The 19,802-nt window shown below is 65.6% G+C and carries 16 protein-coding genes and 1 tRNA gene; 9 read left to right on the top strand and 8 right to left on the bottom strand.

Annotated features, from left to right (window positions below; genetic code table 11):
* The first annotated feature begins 282 nt into the window (after nt 1-282).
* Nucleotides 283-2,025 carry a phosphatase PAP2 family protein gene (locus tag F8O09_RS01900; RefSeq protein ID WP_158053746.1) on the top strand — a complete coding sequence of 581 codons (1,743 nt, stop codon included), beginning with the start codon at nt 283-285 and terminating at the stop codon, nt 2,023-2,025.
* 10 nt (nt 2,026-2,035) lie between these two features.
* On the opposite strand, the gene F8O09_RS01895 is transcribed toward F8O09_RS01900, so the two are convergent.
* Nucleotides 2,036-3,643 (bottom strand): APC family permease, encoded by a 1,608-nt coding sequence (locus tag F8O09_RS01895; RefSeq protein WP_225732808.1) that lies wholly within the window; start codon nt 3,641-3,643, stop codon nt 2,036-2,038.
* Nucleotides 3,644-3,785: 142 nt separating this feature from the next.
* On the opposite strand from F8O09_RS01895, the gene F8O09_RS01890 reads away from it, so the two are divergent.
* The 5 genes from F8O09_RS01890 to F8O09_RS01870 all read left to right on the top strand — a co-directional run bounded on the left by F8O09_RS01890 (nt 3,786) and on the right by F8O09_RS01870 (nt 6,480).
* Nucleotides 3,786-4,634, top strand: coding sequence for a siderophore-interacting protein (locus F8O09_RS01890; RefSeq protein ID WP_225732807.1), 849 nt, complete (start codon nt 3,786-3,788; stop codon nt 4,632-4,634).
* Nucleotides 4,634-5,173 carry an ECF transporter S component gene (locus F8O09_RS01885; protein ID WP_158053744.1) on the top strand — a complete coding sequence of 180 codons (540 nt, stop codon included), beginning with the start codon at nt 4,634-4,636 and terminating at the stop codon, nt 5,171-5,173. The genes F8O09_RS01890 and F8O09_RS01885 overlap by 1 nt, the downstream gene beginning before the upstream one ends.
* Nucleotides 5,174-5,183: 10 nt before the next feature.
* Entirely contained in the window at nt 5,184-5,657 is a 474-nt protein-coding gene (locus F8O09_RS01880; RefSeq protein ID WP_225732806.1) for a redoxin domain-containing protein, read from the top strand.
* Nucleotides 5,658-5,836: 179 nt separating this feature from the next.
* A tRNA-Val gene (locus F8O09_RS01875) sits at nt 5,837-5,910 on the top strand.
* A gap of 66 nt (nt 5,911-5,976) precedes the next feature.
* Nucleotides 5,977-6,480: a ClbS/DfsB family four-helix bundle protein gene (locus F8O09_RS01870; RefSeq protein ID WP_158053743.1), complete on the top strand. Its 504-nt coding sequence runs from the start codon at nt 5,977-5,979 to the stop codon at nt 6,478-6,480.
* A gap of 34 nt (nt 6,481-6,514) precedes the next feature.
* Here the strand turns inward: F8O09_RS01870 and F8O09_RS01865 are convergent, their stop codons facing one another.
* Complete coding sequence (locus F8O09_RS01865) at nt 6,515-7,537, bottom strand: zinc-binding alcohol dehydrogenase family protein (protein WP_158053742.1); 1,023 nt, start codon at nt 7,535-7,537, stop codon at nt 6,515-6,517.
* Nucleotides 7,538-7,607: 70 nt separating this feature from the next.
* Between F8O09_RS01865 and F8O09_RS01860 the strand changes: the two genes are divergently transcribed.
* Complete coding sequence (locus F8O09_RS01860; RefSeq protein ID WP_158053741.1) at nt 7,608-7,946, top strand: winged helix-turn-helix transcriptional regulator; 339 nt, start codon at nt 7,608-7,610, stop codon at nt 7,944-7,946.
* A gap of 215 nt (nt 7,947-8,161) precedes the next feature.
* The gene (locus F8O09_RS01855) at nt 8,162-8,530 is read left to right on the top strand and encodes a nuclear transport factor 2 family protein (RefSeq protein WP_192497517.1); all 369 of its coding nucleotides are present in this window, start codon (nt 8,162-8,164) and stop codon (nt 8,528-8,530) included.
* 103 nt (nt 8,531-8,633) lie between these two features.
* Here the strand turns inward: F8O09_RS01855 and F8O09_RS01850 are convergent, their stop codons facing one another.
* The 5 genes from F8O09_RS01850 to F8O09_RS01830 form a co-directional block, all read right to left on the bottom strand.
* Nucleotides 8,634-10,373, bottom strand: a complete 1,740-nt coding sequence (locus F8O09_RS01850; RefSeq protein ID WP_158053739.1) for a PH domain-containing protein — start codon at nt 10,371-10,373, stop codon at nt 8,634-8,636.
* Entirely contained in the window at nt 10,370-10,975 is a 606-nt protein-coding gene (locus F8O09_RS01845; protein ID WP_158053738.1) for a PH domain-containing protein, read from the bottom strand. Before F8O09_RS01845 ends, F8O09_RS01850 begins: the two co-directional genes overlap by 4 nt.
* A 43-nt stretch (nt 10,976-11,018) precedes the next feature.
* Nucleotides 11,019-12,554: a polysaccharide deacetylase family protein gene (locus tag F8O09_RS01840; RefSeq protein WP_158053737.1), complete on the bottom strand. Its 1,536-nt coding sequence runs from the start codon at nt 12,552-12,554 to the stop codon at nt 11,019-11,021.
* Nucleotides 12,551-13,612, bottom strand: coding sequence for a GDP-mannose 4,6-dehydratase (locus F8O09_RS01835; protein WP_158053736.1), 1,062 nt, complete (start codon nt 13,610-13,612; stop codon nt 12,551-12,553). Before F8O09_RS01835 ends, F8O09_RS01840 begins: the two co-directional genes overlap by 4 nt.
* Before the next feature lie 99 nt (nt 13,613-13,711).
* Nucleotides 13,712-15,088 (bottom strand): nucleotide sugar dehydrogenase, encoded by a 1,377-nt coding sequence (locus F8O09_RS01830; RefSeq protein ID WP_225732805.1) that lies wholly within the window; start codon nt 15,086-15,088, stop codon nt 13,712-13,714.
* Nucleotides 15,089-15,469: 381 nt separating this feature from the next.
* Here F8O09_RS01830 and F8O09_RS01825 point away from each other — a divergent pair, with 381 nt between their 5' ends.
* Nucleotides 15,470-16,798 carry a glycosyltransferase family 2 protein gene (locus tag F8O09_RS01825; protein ID WP_158053734.1) on the top strand — a complete coding sequence of 443 codons (1,329 nt, stop codon included), beginning with the start codon at nt 15,470-15,472 and terminating at the stop codon, nt 16,796-16,798.
* Here F8O09_RS01825 and F8O09_RS01820 read toward each other — a convergent pair.
* Nucleotides 16,749-19,694, bottom strand: a complete 2,946-nt coding sequence (locus F8O09_RS01820) for a helix-turn-helix transcriptional regulator (RefSeq protein WP_192497516.1) — start codon at nt 19,692-19,694, stop codon at nt 16,749-16,751. The genes F8O09_RS01825 and F8O09_RS01820 overlap by 50 nt on opposite strands.
* Nucleotides 19,695-19,802 lie beyond the last annotated feature (108 nt).

Here is a 19,802-nt window from a genome sequence, read left to right as displayed (position 1 = left end):
GCTTCGAGGATGCACGGCTCGCGCCGGCGGGAACGCCACAGCAGGTGCCGGAACGCGTCGAACAGCGCGTCACCACTCCACTGTGGAAAGACCCTCTCAGTGTACGGGGTGAACGTGGCCTCCCTGACACGGTGCCCGACGCCGTATGAATTCACCTGCTCGCTACCTCCCGGTTGCCGAAGCAGCACCCACGCGACGTAACTTGCTTCGTGTCGCGAGCCCACCTGAATCTCACCTGGACCCGCGCTCAGACACACTCCCTATGAAAGGTCCAATCTGAGCATGCGTTCCTCAACTCGACGCCAACATCCGAAGACCGCCGCAGGCGGCGTCACCCGTGCACTGCTCACCTTCGGCGCAGCCAGCGCTCTCGTGGTCGGCGGCCTGCCGCTGATCGCCTCGGCCGCCGCTGCACACCCGAGCGATGACACGAAGCCCGACCTCGTCGAGAACCTGGCCGGGTTCAGCGAACTCTGGAAGTCATCCGGCGTCAACGATCTGCACGGCGAGGTGCTCAACGCCGATGCGCTCAAGCACAACGACGAGATGACCAGCTGGATCAACCAGAATGCTTCTGCCGATCAGCAGTTCCGCGCCCTGCAGAACGCCCAATACGACAACGACGGCAAGAGCTACGACCAGTCGGTGTCAATCGCCGACGGCCTGGGCAAGAGGCTCGGCGCCATCTATGTGCAGGGCCGGCAGCACGGCGAGCTGCCGCTGACAAGCGCGCTGATCAACAGCGAGAACGGCACGACCGGTGCGTACGTCGGAACCGGAGCCGCGAAGACGCACTTCAGCTACCCGCGCCCGTTCCTGTCCGTCGACCCCGCAGCTCAATCCGTGGCCGGAGACGACGCTGAGTGCAGCCCGGCGCTGGTCAACGGGTCGTCGCTCACCGGCATCCGCACCAAAGGCATCGGCCCAATCGACGAGAACGGCAACCTCAAGATCACGCGCGTGCCGGTCACCACTGACACGACGCATCAGTTCTCAGACAACGATGTGGTGCTGAACCCCGGGTACGGCCAGAAGGGCATCTGCACCGGCGGGGCGTTCCCCAGCGGTCACACCACCACCGCATACCAGGCCGGGCTCACGCTGGCGACCCTGCTGCCGGAGCTCGCACCCGAGATGCTCGCTCGCACCTCTGAAGCCGGCAACAACCGCATCGTGCTCGGCGTGCACTACCCGCTCGACATCATGGGCGGCCGCATGAACGGCGAGGCCGCGCTGGCCTCGCGCTGGGCCGACGACGACTTTCGCACCAAGGTGCTCGAGCCCGCTCGTGCCGAACTCGTCGCCTACCTCGAGAAAGGCTGCGGCGCCGCGCTCGACACCTGTATCAAGAACGACACCGCATACAGCAACACGCCGTATGCAGGAAAGCAGATTCCCGGCGGCACCGCTCAGCAGGTCACCGATCGCACCTCGGCCGTGGCCGTCTACAAAGAGCGCATGACCTATGGCTTTGCCAAGGTCGGCAAGAGCGGCCAGGCCGCATCGGTGCCGGCGAAGGCCGAGTCGCTGCTGCGCACGACTTTTCCCGACCTCACCGACGACCAGCGTCGTGCCGTGCTGGCTCAGACCGAGATCGAATCAGGCTATCCGCTTGACACGACCGCGACCACGAAAGACGGCGACGCCGACGCATCATGGCAGCGTCTGAACCTCGCGGCGGCCATGTCAGCCAAGGTGCAGGTGAATCTCGACCAGACCGTCAGTGTGCTGAGCACGGGCACCACGGCTGAGGTCGTCAAAGAGGCACCGGTCGTGACACCTCCCGATGACAACGGGAACACCGGCGACACCGGCGACGAGAACACCGCTCCTGCCAACGACTCGAAGGATCAGCAGCCTGCCGAGCAGGAGCAGAACACCGCGACGAACCAGGCCGCAGGTGAGTCAGGCAAGCTCGCTCGCACCGGCGAGGAGTTCGCTCCGCTCTGGATCGGCGCCGCTCTGCTCGCTTTGGGAGCCACCACCCTGGTACTGCGTCGTCGCGTCAGCGGACACCAACGCTGACCCAATCAGTTCAGCGACGCGGTGCGCCTTCCGGAGCAGACGCTCTGGCAAGGCGCACCGTTCGTGTGACCTCAGAGAATCCGTTCTCCAACAGCTGCTCTGCAGTGAGACCGTCATGGTTCACACGCCGGTGGTGTCGTGCGAAGAGGTACCCAATGGTGTGGGCAGCCAGCAGGACGCCCAGAGTTCCGAGCGTGAGTGCTTCCACAGCGAGACGTGAGACGCCCCACTGCTCGCCGAAGTCGTACGGCAGCCCCAACATTTGTTCGAGCACCCCGGGAGCCAACGCCACGAACGAGCCGATGATGATCCAGAAGAGCGTGATGACGGTTGCCACCACAGCACCCCAGCGTCCGCCGGGTACGACGTAGGGGCGTTCGACGTCTGGGAAACGACGACGCAGCCTCAACACCGATGGCAGGATGAGCAGGTAGCTCAGCAGCAGTGTGGTGGTCGCGACTGAGAGCACGACGGAGAACGCAGAGCTCGACGAGCTGGTCGCCACCCACGTCGCCACCAGGGTGAAAGCCGTCGAGATGACGCCTGAGAGTATGTTGACCCTCAACGGTGTGCCCAGCGCCGTGTTGAAACGCCCGAAATACTGCGGAAAGGCACCATCTGCACCAGAGACGGCCTGCACACGGTCTGAGGCGATCATCCACGCGCTGCCCTGCGTGAGCACGATGTACAGCAGTGCGACAGCCGAGAGCCAGAGCAGCACCGGCTGAGCTGGGCCGTACACGGTGAATGCCTCGCCCAGTGCGTCGAGAATGCCCGAATCGCCGCTGAGCGTATCAGCCGGCAGCACAGCCAGAAGGGCCAGAATCGGCAGCAGATGGCACACGGCCGAGGTCAGCCCAGCCGCACCGATGGCCCTCGGCACATCGCGTTTCGGGTTGCGCATCTCTTCGGCCGCGCCGTTGGCGGCCTCGAAACCCAGCAGAGCGAACAACAGCACCGGGGCGATGGTCAAGAAACCGCCGGCTGTCGGTCGCAGAAGTGACGCATCCATCGGCTGCACACCGCGCTGCAGCGCATAGAGCGCAGCAGTGAGAACCAGCACAGCCAGCAGACCGACCTTCACGATGGCCCCGATGTTGATCAGGATCTTGCCGAATCGAATGCTGATGATCGCGATGCCGATCGCCAGCCAGACGAACGAGAGTTTGAACAGGATGTCGGAGAGGCTGCCGGCGGGCAGCGGCGCGATGTGTGCGTTCCACGTGGCAGCCGCGATGAATGCGAGCGAGCCGCCGAGCCAGATCGGGTTGGTGACCCAGTAGAGCAGCGAGGCGAGCCCGCCGGCATAGCGCCCGAAGGCCAGGCGCACCCAGACATAGGGGCCGCCCTCCTGACGGAATGTGCTGCCAGCCTCGCTGATGAGGAGGCCATAGGGAAACAGGAATGTGACCGCGAGAATGACCACCCATGTGAGTGATTCAAGCCCACCACCTGTGGCGATCTCGGCAATGGTGTCGATGCCGAGGGTTGCGGCGATCGTGAGCAGCACCATGTCGAGGCGCCCCAGGTGACGACGCAGCCCGTGTGACGGGCCGGTACCGAGCTTCGAATCGACAGTCGTGCGCCGGTCGGTATCGAGTTGAGGCGACGAAGTCACGCAGGGCCTTTCGACAGGAGAGTGGGGATTGCCCTGCGACGACGCCGAGCCGCTACATTGTATCGCCGGGCGCGGACGACCTCCGGGGTTCCGCTTTGCTCAGCAATGTCAGATGATTGCTGCCATGGCCAGATACAGCACGATGAGAAAACCCACTCGGCAGCAGCTGCTGCGTCTCGAAGTCGTTCGCACCGAGCAGATCTCGTCACACTGGATGCGTGTGACGCTCGGCGGCGGGCAGAGCGCGCTCTTCGAGCCGATGGGATTCGACCAATGGTTCCGTCTGTTCATACCGGCCGCTGCGACCGACGATGCGCGTGAGGCGCTCGACCGAGTGCCGGCCAACGCCAACAAGACCATGGGGTACTTCAAGTTCCTCGCGACGATTCCGCAGAGTGTTCGCCCCATCATGCGCAATTACTCGGTGCGGGCGTTTCGCCCCGCCGATTCGACGGCCGGCCGCACCGCCGAGATCGACGTCGACTTCGTTCTGCACGGCTCAGCCGAAGACGGCACCGCAGGCCCCGCCAGCACGTGGGCGCAGAACTGCCAGCCCGGCGACCCCGTCGCACTGATCGACGAGGGCATCGTCTTCAACCCCGAGCAGGGCACCGACCGTGTGCTGCTCGTCAGTGACGAGACCGGGCTGCCAGCGGTCTCAAGCATCTGCGAGTCGCTGCCGGCCGATGCAGTCGGCACCGTCATCGCCGAAGTTCCCGCAGCAGGTGATGCTCTCGACTTCGCGCACCCGGCCGGCGTCGACGTGCGCTGGGTCGTGCGTGAGACATCCGACGACCCACACGTCAAACCGGGCACGCTGGCACTCGCCGCTCTGCGCGAGATCGAGGTGCCAGCGCCGCCCGTGCACACGTTCATCGTGGGGGAGCAGGCGCTGCCCACCTCGGCACGCCGCCACCTCGTCGAAGCGGGAGTTCCCAAAGAGCACATCAGCTTCGTCGGTTACTGGCGCATGCCTGCGAAGCAGAAGTGATGAAACGCGTCTCGACGACATACCTGCTCATCTGTGCGGCGATCGGCGTGGCAGGGGCGTTGATCCTGCTTCCGGCCAACTGGGTCTCGACAGTGCTGTTCGCCGCAGCCCCGGTAGCCGGTATGGCGCTGGCCGGCATCTGGCTGCTGCCTGCGGTCATCGCGCTGCGCCTGGTGCGACGGCCCGGTGCCGGAGTGCTCACGGGACTTGTCTCGGGCATCGCGCTCATCCCCGCCTCTGGCTACGGGTTCGCCAGTGTCGCGACCAACGTCTGGTGGGCCTTCTTCGCCGAGATCGGCTTTCTCATCTTGGCCTACCGACGTTGGCACACCTGGCAGCACTATCTCGGCACGGCTCTCGTCGGCGTGCTGTATCCGGTACTCGCGGCCGAGGTCTATCAGCTGTGGGCCCTGCCGCTGAGTCTGCAGATCGCGTTCTTCGCGCTCTGTCTGGCGAGCTGCGTGGCCGGCACCTGGCTCGGCATCAGCGTCGCGGACCGGCTGGCCCGAGCCGGTGTCGCACGAGCGGTGCGGCGCTAGGCTTGGGCGCGTGACTGACGACTGCGCCCCTGAGACACCCGAAGCCCCGCACCTCGCGTCGCTGCCGGATTTCGACCTGCTGAATCAGCACGGGGAGTCGGTGCGGCGGTCTGATCTGCTCGGTGCGCCTGCGTTCGTGGTGTTCTATCCGCATGCGTTCACGCCGGTGTGTGCGGGAGAGCTCGATCAGCTCGCCGATGCGGCGCCGGCCTTGGGCATCCGCATTCTGGCCGTCAGCACCGACCCGCAGCCGACCCTCGCGGCGTGGCATGTGCAGCAGCCGCGGCCGTTCGATCTCGTGGCCGACTACTGGCCGCATGGGGGCTTCGCGCAGGCGTGCGATGCCTTCGACGACGTGACGGGCGCGGCTCGGCGTGTGTCACTGGCGGTGGATGCTACAGGCGCTGTTCGTGCGCGCATCAAGACCGCCTCGGGGCAGGCGCGGCCGCTCGGCTGGTATGAGGAGTGGGCGCGGCTGGTGTGAGGCAGACCACGCGCCTCCGCGCCATCCGCTGCCACCTGCGCGGATCGCTCGGCACCTGCGCAGATCGCTCGAGATTCGCCGATTTGGAGCGATCCGCGACCTCATGGAGCGATCGGCGACGGTGTCTTGAGCGAGTCCGAACCTGATGCACTTCGACTTCGGCTACAGTTGGGTGTCGCGGGCCTATAGCTCAGTTGGTTAGAGCACCTCGTTTACACCGAGGGGGTCGGGGGTTCGAGTCCCTCTGGGCCCACACCTTCAGCGGCGCAAACAGCACCAGAGTCAGCCTGAGATCCAGCGTCGAAACGATAGGACTGGAATGCCTGTTCCCGCGAACAAAGCCGAGCTCCTTGCCGCGATCGACAAGACGTTCGCTCAGCTTGAGCGAGATCTCGATCGGGTTCCGCTCGCCTCAGTGCGAGAACCAGTACTCGACGGACACGTCAAGAACACGCGCATGAGCCCGGCCGATCTGGTCGCCTATCTCATTGGGTGGAATCAGCAGGTGCTCACATGGCACCGGCGCAGAGCCGCGGGTCTTCCCGACGAATTCCCAGCGCCTGGCATCAAGTGGAACGAGCTGGGACCGCTGGCGCAGCGCTACTACGCAGCTCACGCAGATGACTCATGGGAACAGCTGCGCACGCAACTGCGCGACGCGAAAAGTGCCATTATCGAGCTGATCGACGGCTACTCTGACGCTGATCTCTACGGTCGACCATGGTATGGCAAGTGGACCATGGGGCGAATGATCTCATTCAACACGTCATCACCGTATGCCAACGCGCGCGGCCGCATCCGAGGCTGGCTCCGCACGCTCTGAGCTTTCCGGCCATCGGCGCGCACGATCTGGCCCCTCAGCCATTGGCCTCGTCGCCCCACCCGCTGACGACCACCTTGCCCATCACATGGCCGGTCTCGACGATCTCGTGCGCCTGGCGCAGCGTGGATGCTGAAATCGGAGAGAGCCTGACCGCTGCTGTCGTCGTGATCAGGCCGCGATCGACCAGATCGGCGACCTGCTCGAGGATGCGATGCTGCTGAATCATGTCTGGCGTGCAGTGCATGGCACGGGTGAATATGAACTCCCAATGCCAGGCGATGCTCCTGCTCTTGAGCGGGGAAACGTCACGAGGGCCATCGTCGACTGCCACAACGTGGCCGAAGGGTCGCACGATCTGCGCATAGGTATCGATCTGGCCGTGTGAATGCGCAGTGAACAGCCAGTCGGCGCCCTCGGGCACAATTTCGGTGACCTGCTCGATCAGGTTCTGATGATGGTTCACGACATGCTCGGCACCGAGTTCGCGCACCCACTTCGCACGCTCGGCGTCTGAAGCCGTCGCGATCACTTCGACATGGGGCAGCAGCGCCTCGGCCAGCTGCACCATGATCGAGCCGACACCGCCTGTCGCACCCACGATCAGCAGCGACCCCTGTGAATCCGCGGTCAGTCCGAAGTGGTCGAAGAGCGTCTCCCATGCGGTGAGGGCAGTGAGCGGGAGGGCTGCGGCGTCTTCGGCGGTGATGCTCTTCGGTGCGTGCCCGACGATGCGCTCGTCGACCAGCTGCAGACGCTGATTGCTGCCGGGTCGATCGATGCTTCCGGCGTAGAAGACGTGGTCTCCCGGAGTGAAGAGTGTCACCTCCGGTCCCACCGCACGAACCGTGCCGACGGCGTCGAATCCGAGCACTCTGAAGCCCTCGGCAGGTGCGCCCGCACGCAGCTTCACATCGACCGGGTTCACCGACACGGCATCCACCGCGACCAGCAGGTCATGCGGGCCAGGCTCGGGCACGCCGACCTCACGTTCGATCAGCGACTCCGGAGCGGTGGCGGGCAGGTTCGTTTCGTAGCCGATGGCTGTTGTCGTGGTCATGAACCCATTGTGCCGAGGACATACTGGTTACCGTCAAGGGCAGCCGGTACCTTTTGGATACCATAGACTCATGACCACCCTCGAACCCCAGTGCGAACGCAACGACGTCTATGCGGCGATGTGCCCCTGCCGAGACATGTTCGATCTGCTCGCGAACAAGTGGAGCGCGTTGGCGATCGGCGCACTCGAAGACGGCGCGCTGCGCAACGGCGAGCTCAGACGTCGTCTCGAGGGCATCAGCCCGAAGGTGCTCTCGCAGACGCTCAAGCGGCTCGAAGCGCACGGCCTCGTCACGCGCACGGTCTATGCCGAGGTTCCCGCGCGCGTCGAGTATGCGCTGACCGAGCTCGGGCAGAGCGCGTCGGCGCCGTTGAGACACCTGCGCGACTGGGTCGAGGGCAACGCCTGATCGGCCCGGTCGTCGCCGGGCTCGTCGCAGCCCTTTCGTCCGGCCAGCCTTGTCGGCGGAGATGAGCAGAATTCAGATCTCGCTGCGTCCCGAGGCACCAAAAGGCAGCCACGAACAGACCCTTGACCGCGTCTGAGCACGAAACTACGATGAGCGCCGGTAGTTGCGGTGCCCGGAATTGCAGGGTGCCCGCATACGCCAGAAAGAGGCCTATTATGAGCGGCAACTCGCCGACGGACGTCTTGGATCGGTACTTCTCTTTGTCGAACACCGCTGGCCAGCACCCGCAGGACTTCGAGGAGCTCGTCGGCCTTTTCGCACCCGATGCGACCCTCGTCTCAGGGCGCGGGGAGTCGGCAACCGGGGCCGAGGCGATCCGCAGTTTCTTTCACACGTTCTTCGCTCGCAACACCGAGCTTCACCACGTCTGGAACTCGCGGTCGACGGATGCGACGAGAGTGGTCGTCGAGTGGGCTGTCGCTGGACGTCACGCCGACGGCCAAGTGTTCGCCATCACCGGCACGGATACCGCGACCGTCGACGCGAACGGCAGGATCACCTCGTTGCAGGTGGCTGCCAAGTAGCCGCCGTGGCGGCTGCGGTGTCCGCACAGTGGGGAAGTCGCCCTGTCGGTAGATCTCCTGTGCGGTCACGGCTCCCTGCGAAGAGGCGCAGGAAGCGCGACTGTCAGCGGCTCAGCGCTTCGTCGCCGGCTGCTGCACGCAGGATCTCGGCAGCCTGACGTTCGCTGCAGTCACGTACACGGTACGCGTGCTCTCCAGCCGCGGTGCTCAGAATCACCGTCGCAACTCCGGCACGTCGCTGCAGCCAGGACTGATCGACGGCGACGCCGCAGACACCTCGCAGCTGCAGCAGGTGCACCTTGCGCAGCACGAACCCCTGGCGCACACAGATCGTCGGTCTCACGACGGTTCCCACAGATGCTCCGCGATCGTCAACGCCGATCAGCCGGTGTCCGAGCTGGCGGTAGTCTCCGAACGCAACGCCGACGTGCAGCACCGCGAGAGTAGCAGGCGCCCAGAGCAGACTTGCCGACCACCCCAGACCGAAGACGAACGCTGCACAGACCGCCGCGAGAACGAGGTCCCAGAGCCAGAGCCGGATCAGCCGCCGCCGCAGCGCAACGAGGGGGTGCTGATTCAGCCATCCTCTGCGAAACAGCTGGGCATCGGTCGGCATGCTGCCACCCGGCAGCTCCGCGACGAGGTCGCCGTCGCATCCGCCGTCGCAGTCACCCAGCAGAATCTCGGCGAGGGTGTGCGCCTCGGTACGACCGACCGTCGGCAGCAGCCGCGCGTCGTTCGAGGCTGGCCCGCCGCCTGTGCCGCTCGACGTGCCGAGCCCGCCGAGACCGGTCGTGATGGGCACAAGCTGTACGCCCCGCACCAGCCGCATCACGATCGAATCGCTCATTGTGATGCCGCGGATACGTCGCGCGTCGACGGCCGAGGTCTTCGTCGTCAGCAGACCGCGACGCGAGACGAACCGGTGACCGCTGCGCACCAGGGTGAAGCCCCACCAGTTCACGAAGAAGAGTGTGATCGCGCCAAGACTCATCAGCACGAGCACGGCGACCACGAGCGGCGCCGCGAGCGCGAGCCCGACGAACGCACGTTGCGCAGACGTGTACAGGCCCTCGATCTGCTCACCGCTCAGCAGGTTGAAGTTCTCGACGAGCTGCCAGAAGGCACCGAACAGAATCAGCGGGATCGTCAGCGTGCGCACCGTGAAGATCTCGTAGAACGCCCAGCGCCCGCGCAGCGCGACGATCGGGGTCTCGATGTCGTCGCGCGCCGTGTTCGAGTCACCGCGCTCGTCGACGCTCCGCTGCAGTGTCGAAGGATGCCCCGGCTCTGAGAGAGACGTCTCCGGCCTGCCGGTGGCATCCGGCCACCCGCCGGCGGGCACGATCTGCGCATCCTGCGGAGCACGCTGGCGCAGCAGCAGGCCTCGGAGCCTCTCAGCATGATGCTGGTCGACGGCGTCGAGTTTGATCCGCTGATCGGCCTTGGCCTCACCCGTCGCGATGTTCACCACCGAGACCCGCAGCAGCCGGTGCAGCAGCCGCGACTCGATCTCGACCGTGCGGATGCGCTCGAGCGGCACCCGATGTCGCGTTCGCGAGAGCAGCCCCGACGTGACCTCGAATTCACGCTCGGTGAAGCGATACCGGAACGTCGCATACCGAACGAGATAGCTCACCGGCTGCAGCAGCAGGCCGACCATCAGCGCCACGAATGCGAAGGGAAAGCCATCACCTGCGTTCTTCAGTACGATCGCCGCGATCGCGACCGGTACGCCGCGCAGCACCAGATTGACGACCCCGACCAGAGCCGTGCGGGGGTTCAGCCGATGCCACTCCGGTTCGGCGCGTCCTGTCGTCGGATGCTCGCTCTCGCCGCTCATGTCGCGTCGCCGAGCGTCGACTGGGTCGCTTCAGTCAGCGACTGCACCAGGCTGTCGGCATCCTGCTCATCGAGCCCGACGATGGTCACGTCGGCACTCGCACTGGCCGTCGTCACTTTGACCGATGCCAGACGGAACATGCGCTGCACCGGTCCGCGTTTGGCCTCGACCGTCTGAATCCGGGAGAACGGAGCGACCTGCCAGTGCTGTGTGACCCAGCCGGATCGGGCATAGACCGCTTGGTCGGTCAGATCCCAGCGGTGCACCCGATAGCGGATGCTCGGTGCGAGAAAGATCTCGACGAGGGCTGAGACGATCGTGACGGCGGCCAGGATCAGCGACCAGATGCGCACGGGCTCCCAGAGCAGCGCCGCCACGACGAGCACAGCGAGGATGACGATGTTCGTGATGAGTGCGTTGAGCCGCCACATGGACTTGGCTCGCGGGCACACCGGATGACTCAGCGCGCGAGGGTGCAGCCCGAGCACCGGCGACGCCGAGTCAGAGACGATCAACCGGGCAGCTGCGTCGCCAGGCCCCGAAGAGCGCCGGTCGCCTCCGTCTGACGGGGGATCGGACCGGGGCGCTTCGGGGGAGGTCATGCGACAACAGTCTCAGCTGAGCCGGCCTTCTGGCAAATCACCCTCATTGCACGGTGATCTGACGCACCTCGTTCCAGCCGGTCTGCTGCAGGGCGATGCCCACCGCGAGCGCTGTCGTGCCTGCGGGCAGGTCGGGGGTCTTCCAGGTGTGTTCGGACCATTCCTCGCCCAGCGGGGTGAAGCGGCCAGCGCTGAAGTACGTCCATCTGCCGGTCTCGTCCCGGACGAATGCCACCGGCTGACTCTGCGCCCCACCACCTCGCGCAGTGTAGGTGATCTCTCTGCTCTGCCCGCCTTCGGCTGCGAGCGAGCATTCGCCGAGGTCCATGATGGGCAGCCACTTCGCCTCGCCGGGCCCGTTCGCCGTCAGCTCGAGGCGCAGCGCCTCCTGTCCTTCGTGGCCTGTCTTCGAGGTGATGGTGAAGTTCGCGGTGTTGTCGCCGTAGGCGAAACCGTTCCAGCAGATGGGCGATCCCTGGGCATTCTGATGTGTGAAATCACTGACTCTGTGCCCGGGGTCGGAGCTCCGTCTCGGAGTGAACGCCGCATGTTCCGCGTTCGGATCGCCTGCCGAGCCGGTTGAGAGGTAGGCGCTCGGCACCGGAGCCGTTGGGTCGCCGTTGATCACTTCGCCAACCGTCCTGATTGCGACGCGCCCTGCGACGACCTGTTCGACGAGCCAGTCGGCCAGCCGTTCCAGCTCCTGCTCAGTGACCATGATCTCCGGGCAGGTGGTCGCCTCTCGCTCGCAGATGCCGTGAAACGTGAGCTGTGTCCAACCGGCCCCCACGCCGGCAGCGGTTTCGACATCCTTCTGATAGGCCTCGATGCCTGATCGTCTATCGAACATGTTGGGTGCGAGCGTCACCATCGGGTTCTCAGGCCGCAGTGACTCGACGATCTTGGCCTCCGGCGAAATCGTCTCTCCGGCCAGGCGCATCGACTCGCCCGAACCGACCGCACCGCCGAGGCCTCGCCCCGAGGCATAGCCGCAGTCGCGCACTGCGCGCTGAACCTCATCGTTGTGCGCCGCATACGGGTAGGCGAAGCTCTGCGCGGGCAGCCCCCACTGACGCAGATTCTCGCGATCCTGGCAGATCTGACGGCGTGCCTCGTTCTGCGTCACTGTCGGCAGATTGAGGTGGTGCACGGTGTGCCCGCCGATCTCGTTGCCGAGATCGGCGAGACCGTGCAGCTGGTCGCGGGTGAGAAAGCCGGGGGCACCGGTCTGCCCGGTCGTGACGTAGTACGTCGCGACCAGACCGCGCTTGGCCAGGATGTTCGCAGCCAGCACCTGATCCTGTGTGCCATCGTCGAAGGTCAGGCTCACGATCGCAGGAGCAGCGTTCGTCAGCCGCTGCACTCCTGCCTCCTGAGGTGTGAGCAGAGGGACGTCGGTCGCGTGCGGGCTCAGACCGTCTTCGGCGATCGCCGCGACCGCATCGCTCGATGCGCTGACGCCGTCGGTGGGAGGCATCGCCACGACGCCCACCCCCAAAGCCACGCTGCCGAAGAGCGTGGCGGCTGCCGTCACCGCCAATCGACGGCGCGGCCCGGCTCGCACCCCTGCGCGGTTCACGACGCCGAGCCCTCGGCGGCCAGCGTGCGGTGCGTCACTTCGGCGGTCGCCCCGGCCCCTTCGGGCGTGCTGCCCAGACCGCCGGCCCGGTCGGTCTGATCACGCAGCATCGCCTGCGCGACCAGCTCGATGATGCGACGCACCGAAGTCTTCGGAACGAAGCCGACCAGTTCGTTGGCAGCTGTGTTGTCGGGCACCCGGCGCCGCATGTCTTCATAGCCCTCGCCGTAGGCCTGATCGTAGGGGATGTGCTCGATGATGCTGCGGCTGCCGGTCACGTCGATGATCTGTTCGGCGAGCGCCTTGATCGAGATCTCCTGCGCACCGCCGAGATTGAAGGCTCTGCCTGCTGAGTCAGGATGCTCCTCGACCGCCACGAGCGCAGGCACCACGTCGCCGACGTATGAGAAGCACCGTGTCTGCTCGCCGTCGCCGTAGACGGTGAGCGGCTCGTCGTTGAGAGCCTGACGAACAAGTCTGGGCACGACCATTCCATAGCGGCCGGTCTGTCGCGGCCCAACTGTGTTGAACAGCCGCACAATCGACACCTGCAGGTCGTGCTTGCGCCAGTACGCGTGTGCGAAGGCCTCGTCGATGCCCTTCGCTGCGGCATACGTCCAGCGGCTCAACAGAGGAGACCCCAGAATGCGATCCGAGTTCTCATGCAGCCTGTCTGCGGTGTTCTTGCCGTAGATCTCGCTGGTCGAGGCCAGCAGCACACGGGTCTCGTGCCGGTTTGCCGACGCGAGCACGTTCTCTGTGCCGTGCAGGTTGGTGCGCAGGCTGCCCAGGGGGTCGTCCAGAATTACGTGCACGCCGACGGCGGCCGCCAGATGAAAGACACGGTCGGCCTGTGCGACGAGACTCTCCACGAGCTCGGTGTCGCGTACGTCGCCTTCGACGAAGCCGAGCCTGGGGTCGCGGCTGAGCTGACGGAGGTTGGCGAGTCGTCCCGTACTGAGGTTGTCCAGCACGGTGACGTCGTCTCCCTGACTGATCAGGTACTCGGCCAAGTGACTGCCGATGAAGCCGGCGCCGCCGGTGATGAGAGTGTGCATGTGTGTTCCTTCGTCTTCGTGCGGCGGCGTCGGTGCCGCTGATGGTGAATCGTGGCCATCGGGGGATGCCGGGTCAGGCTGCGTGAGGGCGGCCCGCGTTCAGAGCACGCTGCGGTGCGCGATGTCGGTCGCACCGTAGGTCGTATCGAGCACCAGGGTCTTCGGCGTGATCCACGAGAGGTCGATGTCGCGATGCAGCGTGTGCAGCACGACGATGTCTGGCTCGTTGGCACCGGGGTTCGGCACAGAGGTGAGGGTGTGGCCATCGGGTAGCGTCACTGATGGGAAGAGCGGATCGTAGTAGCGCGAGAGCGCGCCCGCACTCCAGAACCGCTGCAGAATCTCGATGGCGGGCGATTCCCGAGCATCCGCGACATTCGGCTTGTAGGCGACTCCGACGACCAACACACGCGCTCCGCTCAGCGGAATGCCGTTCTCGGCGAGCAGGTCTTTCGCCCGATCGACGACGCGACCCGGGCGGTGGCTGATCTCGTGCATCGCCTGGGTGATCATCGGAGCGGCGACGCGCTGACGCCGCAGCTGCCAGAGCAGGTAGTGCGGGTCGCAGGGGATGCAGTGCCCACCGACCCCGGGGCCGGGCGTGAACTTCATGAAGCCGTAGGGCTTGGTGGCCGCCGCATCGATCACCGCGCTGACGTCGAGGTCGAGCTCGCGGCAGATGTCGGCGAACTCGTTGGCCAGCGCGATGTTCACCGCGCGAAAGGTGTTCTCGAGCAGCTTCGTCATCTCGGCATGGCCTGGCGACGACACGACGTGCGTCTGCTCGACCGCCGAGCCGAGCAGGTCGACCGCGCGTGCTGCGCAGGCGGGGCTGACGCCGCCGATGACGCGAGGAACGGCCTCGTGGCCGAACTGCACGTTGCCTGGGTCGATGCGCTCCGGGCTGAACACCACGTGGACGTCTTCGCCCGGATTCATGCCTCGGTCTCGCAGCGGCTGGACGACCAGTTCCTCGGTGCACCCGACATAGGTCGTCGAGGTCAGCACGATGAGCTGCCCCGTGACCGCATTGGTCACGGCTGTCATGCACGCGCTGTGCAGAATGCCGAGCTGGGGGCTCAGATCATCGCTGACCGGGGTCGGCACGCAGATGATCACCGCAGCCGCACGCCGCAGCGCCGACAGGTCGGTGGTCAGCAGCAGCCCGTCGCTGTCGCGGTGTGATTCCAGCAGCACTCGATCGCTCGGAATCAGATCGACGTCGCCACGTCGAATCGCCGCAACGCGCTGCTCCGATACATCGATGCCTGCGATGCGATGACCGGCCGCGCGGTAGGCGAGAGCCGTCGGCAGACCGACGTAGCCGAGACCCAGAATCGCGACGTCGTAGTCGAAATCGGTGAAGGTCGTTGCTGTGGTCGCGCCTGAGCGGTCTTCGGTGACGGTTCCGAGCGTGCTGAGTGCCAGCCGCGCACGCTGTTCGCTGAGCTGTTGTCTGGTCGATGTGAGTTCCACGGTGGTCCACTCTCCGGTTGGGGGCGCTCCGCCGGAGATATGATCCCCGCCCTTCACGCACCATTGCGTCACTGTTGCTCTCTGAGCGTGCCTTTCGGCGTTGCAGCCGGACAACCGATGCGGCAGCCTTCTTCGGTCGCTGTGCGGAGACGTCTGCCGGCGCCTGCGGAAGGCCTGTACCGTGCCTGCGGATCGGGCCGCGGGATCTGCGGATGCAGTGCGCGCATGCGCCTCTGCCGGATGCGGGACCGCATGACCGCTGCGGCGACAGTGCGGAGACGAAGGACCCATCGGCGAGCCGATGTCCGTAGCGTGAGAGGCATCGCGCCGAAGACGACGGAGTCTGTGCCGAGGGCACAGTGCGCAGGAGGGGAGTCGATCATGGCTTGGGGTCTGATCGTGTTCATGCTGGCGATCGTGGGAGTCACCACGATGATTTGGGGAGTCATCGGTGTCATTCGCTGGCTGACGGAGCACGGCGAACGACGACGACAGCGTCTGGGGTCGACCCTTCTTCGGTGGTCGAACAGCGACATCGCCGTTCTGATGGCCGCACATAACGAGGAGTCGGTGCTCGAGGCGTCACTGCGACGCGCTCTGACCCAGTTCTCACCCGAACAGATCCATGTGGTCTCAGACGGATCGACCGACCGAACTGCAGACATCGCGCGTCGACTCGGTGTGCAGGTGCTCGAGCTGAACCCGAATCGTGGCAAAGCCGGTGCTCTGAGCGCAGGCATCGCGCACTTTCACCTCACCGACCGGTATGAGTTCGTCCTGCTGCTCGACGCCGACACGCATTTGGCCGACGACTACGCGATCACTGCCCTTCGCCTCGCCGAGGACAACGACGTGGCCGCAGTAGCCGGACGAGCGCGCACCCTGCATCCAGAAGCCGCCGGATCGCTGTTGGGACGTCTGCTGGTCTGGTACCGCGAACGGGTTTACACCGTCGTGCAGTATCTGCATAAGTACGGCCAGGCTGCTCCGTGGATCAACGCGGTCTACATCGTGCCGGGATTCGCCAGTCTCTATCGCTCACGGGCTCTTCGTCAGATCGACATCGATGCGCCCGGGCTGGTGATCGAGGACTACAACATGACCTTCGAGGTGCACGCTCGCAGTCTCGGCCGCGTGGCCTTCCACCCGCATGCCGCAATCGCCTACACACAGGATCCTGACACGCTGGTCGACTACACGAGACAGCTCAGTCGGTGGACTCTCGGATTTTGGCAGACGCTGCTGCGGCATCGGCCGCGGCCCAGTCTGTTCTGGGCGACTGTGCTGGTGCACGCACTCGAGCTGGTGCTCAGTTCGCTGATCATGCTGCTCTGGCTGCCCATGTTCGTCGTCTCGGTCACGTGCGCCGCAGCGGTCTGGCTCGGTCTCGACGGAAACGGCTGGGGTGCCTCGGTCGTCGACCAGTTTCCGCCGCTGCTGCTGCTTGCCGGGCTCTGGCTTCCCGACCTGCTGGTCACGCTGGTGAGCAGTGTGCTCGGCCGCCGCTGGGGCATGCTGCTGTTCGCTCCGTTCTATCCGTTCATGCGCATCTACGACGCGAGCCGCTGTCTGCGATCGCTGCTTCGCGCGCTCAGTCGCAGGCGGTCCAGCGGCAGCTGGATCAGCCCGGATCGTCGGCCCGAGGTCGCCGGCCCTTCAGTCACACCGAGGAGCCGTCGTGACCCGACGGCTGTTCGCTCAGAAGTGTGAGCAGCTCGCGGCGCGAACGCACGCCCAGCGTGCGGTAGATCGCCGTGAGTCGAAGCTCGACGCTGCGCACCGACAGAAAGAGGCGTTGAGCGATGTCCTTCGTGCGCAGCCCGGCTCGCACGTACTCCACGATCCGGCGTTGTTCGTCATCCAGCCTCGAGAGCCCGACAGAGGACGTCTCGCGCTGTCTGATCAGGAACCCCTCGGTCTCGGGCTCTGCCTCACGGATCAGCCGAGCGCTGGCGAGCACGTCCCGTGCCACCGTTTTCTCGTCGGTGACGACCCCTGCCTGTTCGAACGCGGTGACCGCGTATTCGATCGCCTGATGTCCGGCGTTCGCGTCGCCGATCATGAAGAGCCAGCGCGCGTAGCCCACAGCTGTCGTCGCACACTCCAGCTGCCCGGCGGCCTTGTGCCGTGGGGCCAAGGCGATCTGCCACTGCTCTCCCGCAGTGGGGGCGACCGGGCAGATGCCGCTGACGTCGACGCCGAGCGCTTCGAGATCTGCGGCGGCATGGTCAATCGTCAGCGACGTCCATCGCTGCGGTGAGCGCGCTTCTGCGATGACGAGCTCCGACAGGGCATCCTGCGCGGCCGCGGTTCTGCCACATTGAAGAGCCGCTTCGATCACGTCGCCGTGCAGGCGCATCACGCTCGGCAGCGCGATCTCAACCGTCGATGCGCGTGCGCTCTGCAGCAGCCGCAGGGCCTTGCGAGGATCGTGAGCGAGCAGCAGCTTGCCCAACAGCGCCTGAATCCGCGCGAGCTGCACCGAGCTGCCGGGCGCTGGGGCCGGGTCGATCGTCTCGTTGAGCAGACGTCTGGCATGAGCCGAGTCTCCCAGCGACAATGCCACCCACGCTGCGGCCCATGTGTGCTGCAGGCTGCGCAGTCGAGAGGTCGCATGTCTCTCGAGCCGTTGGAACGTCGATCGCATGGCCGAGAGGCAGCCTGCCGCGACTTCGATCTCGACCAGCAGGTAGAGCGTCGATTCGACGTGCAGACGCAGGCCGTCTGCGGTCTCGAGAGCCAGAGCGCAGGTCTCCCGCGCCTGCTGCCAGCGTTCCGCCAGGCGATGCCCCTGAGCCTGCAGCAGCAGCTCCAGGACGCTGAGCGTACGTCGTCGGCTGAGGCGTGGCCGCGCACGGTCGGCAGCAGTCTGTGTGGTCGTCTGCTTCCCGACCTGGTTCGTCTGGCGTGCAGACGTCGTCGAAGAGACGGATGCGGCAGACAAAGTCCTCCCAGTCGTCTGGCGCAACGACGCCGGTGCTTCGGGGGATGCTGCGGGCACTCCTGACGTCGTTGCCGGCTCGCCCGCTGCCGCAGCGTCTTGCAGCGTCAGCTGCGCAATGAGCGACCGAGCGCGCTGCAGAATACGTGCTGCGACGGTGTCGGTCTGGGGGAGCTGATCGGCAAGCTGCACCAGCTGCCGCGCGTCGCGTACGTGACAGAGCAGAAGTGACCGTGCAGTGAGCTCGGCGAGCATGTTCAGTGTCGCAGCTGGCGCGAGTTCGCCGTAGAGATGCACAGTCGCATAGACGTTCGAGAGATCGATGCGTCCGTCTTCCAACAGTTCGAGCTTGAGATCGAGATGGGCTCTCGTGACCGAAGTCTGCGGATCGGCCAGCGTCGTCGGGACCATGCGCAGATATCGGCGCGCGAGCGCGGCGAAGCCTCGTGCGCCCAAGAGCCGCAGTGCCTTCAGCCAGTCGTCCACGAGCGAATCGTCAGTGTGCACGAGATCGGCCACATGCTCCATGACCTCGAGCACTTGGACGACCTGCACCTCGGCTGCAGGCCCGTCGACCACCGCTGCCAGAGCTCCGGGAAGGCTGGCGATCAGGCGATGTGACACAGAAATGGAGTCAGCGGCCTCTTCCGAGCTGCGCAGCAGGAACCAGAGATGCAGCAACTCCGGACCGTCAGCCGTCGCCGCTGCCAGATGCTGCAGCATTTCCTGACGCTCATCCGCGGTCAGACCCCAGTACGTCTCGGCGCGCAGCCGCTGACTCACGAGCGACACGACGTCGCCGGCGATCGAGACCACCCGCTTCGAGATGAGCTCCTGAACCGCAGGCCATCCTCCTGGCTGCAGAGCGCTGATCAGTGCGACCGGCAGATAGCGCGAGCAGCTCAGCAGGCGAACGACGTCGCAAGGCGCAATGCCGGTCTCGGAGACAGGGGAGGAAAGCGCGCTGTCTGAGGAAACATCACAGGGCGGCTGCCGTTCGGGGCTCTCAGCGAAGAAGCGCTCGATCCTCGCCAGCGACCTGGTGCCCTGCAGCTGTGCACTGTCGACCTGTTCGAAGAGTCGAAGCATGGAGTCGGCATCGCCGTCGCTGAGATGCCCGACGATCTGCACGACGGCCGGATCCGCTCGAACCCCGTGTCTGCGCGCCAGGAGCAGCTGCTCCCGCGATGTCAGCGGTTCCAGTCGCAGCCGATGCACTCCTGCCAACGCAGGCGGAACATCCCCATTCGTCGAGACTGCCAGCAGACGAACCGAGCCGTCGCAGGCGCGAGCCGCCTCGGCCATCAGATCGAGCACATCGGCATTCAGCGATCTGAGATCGTCGACGGCCAGAATGGTGGTACGCCCGTCGGCCGCCCGCCGCAGCGCATCGGCCATGCTCCGGCCGAGCTCGGCAGCGGTCAGGCCGCTCACAGGCGTATCGGCCGCGATTCGAGCAGCGACGCTTGCCGCAGACTCCGCAGCACCGATCGAACGAACGTGCACGAGACGCTGATCGTCGGGCAGAGCATCGAGTACCAGCGAGAGAATCAGCTGCCCTCGTGCAGTGTCTCCGTCTGCGTCGAGCACCACACCATGCGCGCCGACGGCGTTCGTCCCCGATGCAGACCGCGGAATCGACGTCGCCTGCAGTGATGCCAGCACGGAATCGACGTCGCATGGTGTGAAGAGTGTGTTCGGCGTTCTCACGCAGCCCCCAGTCGCTGTCAGGACGTACAGCGCGAGCCTGCGGCTCTGCAGGTATTGCGGTAC

Source organism: Pseudoclavibacter sp. CFCC 11306 (assembly GCF_008831235.1).
Lineage (GTDB): Bacteria > Actinomycetota > Actinomycetes > Actinomycetales > Microbacteriaceae > Pseudoclavibacter_A.
Note: the sequence above shows the minus strand (reverse complement) of the source record. Positions and strands in the feature narration are given on the sequence as shown.

Bases quoted from the DNA above. Each gene is read 5' to 3' on its own strand.
- F8O09_RS01900 (WP_158053746.1), top strand. From the start codon at position 283: ATGCGTTCCTCAACTCGACGCCAACATCCGAAGACCGCCGCAGGCGGC.
- F8O09_RS01850 (WP_158053739.1), bottom strand. From the start codon at position 10,373: ATGAGCGGCGAGAGCGAGCATCCGACGACAGGACGCGCCGAACCGGAG.
- F8O09_RS01855 (WP_192497517.1), top strand. From the start codon at position 8,162: ATGAGCGGCAACTCGCCGACGGACGTCTTGGATCGGTACTTCTCTTTG.
- F8O09_RS01890 (WP_225732807.1), top strand. From the start codon at position 3,786: ATGAGAAAACCCACTCGGCAGCAGCTGCTGCGTCTCGAAGTCGTTCGC.
- F8O09_RS01860 (WP_158053741.1), top strand. From the start codon at position 7,608: ATGACCACCCTCGAACCCCAGTGCGAACGCAACGACGTCTATGCGGCG.
- F8O09_RS01885 (WP_158053744.1), top strand. From the start codon at position 4,634: ATGAAACGCGTCTCGACGACATACCTGCTCATCTGTGCGGCGATCGGC.
- F8O09_RS01835 (WP_158053736.1), bottom strand. From the start codon at position 13,612: ATGCACACTCTCATCACCGGCGGCGCCGGCTTCATCGGCAGTCACTTG.
- F8O09_RS01870 (WP_158053743.1), top strand. From the start codon at position 5,977: ATGCCTGTTCCCGCGAACAAAGCCGAGCTCCTTGCCGCGATCGACAAG.
- F8O09_RS01845 (WP_158053738.1), bottom strand. From the start codon at position 10,975: ATGACCTCCCCCGAAGCGCCCCGGTCCGATCCCCCGTCAGACGGAGGC.
- F8O09_RS01825 (WP_158053734.1), top strand. From the start codon at position 15,470: ATGGCTTGGGGTCTGATCGTGTTCATGCTGGCGATCGTGGGAGTCACC.
- F8O09_RS01865 (WP_158053742.1), bottom strand. From the start codon at position 7,537: ATGACCACGACAACAGCCATCGGCTACGAAACGAACCTGCCCGCCACC.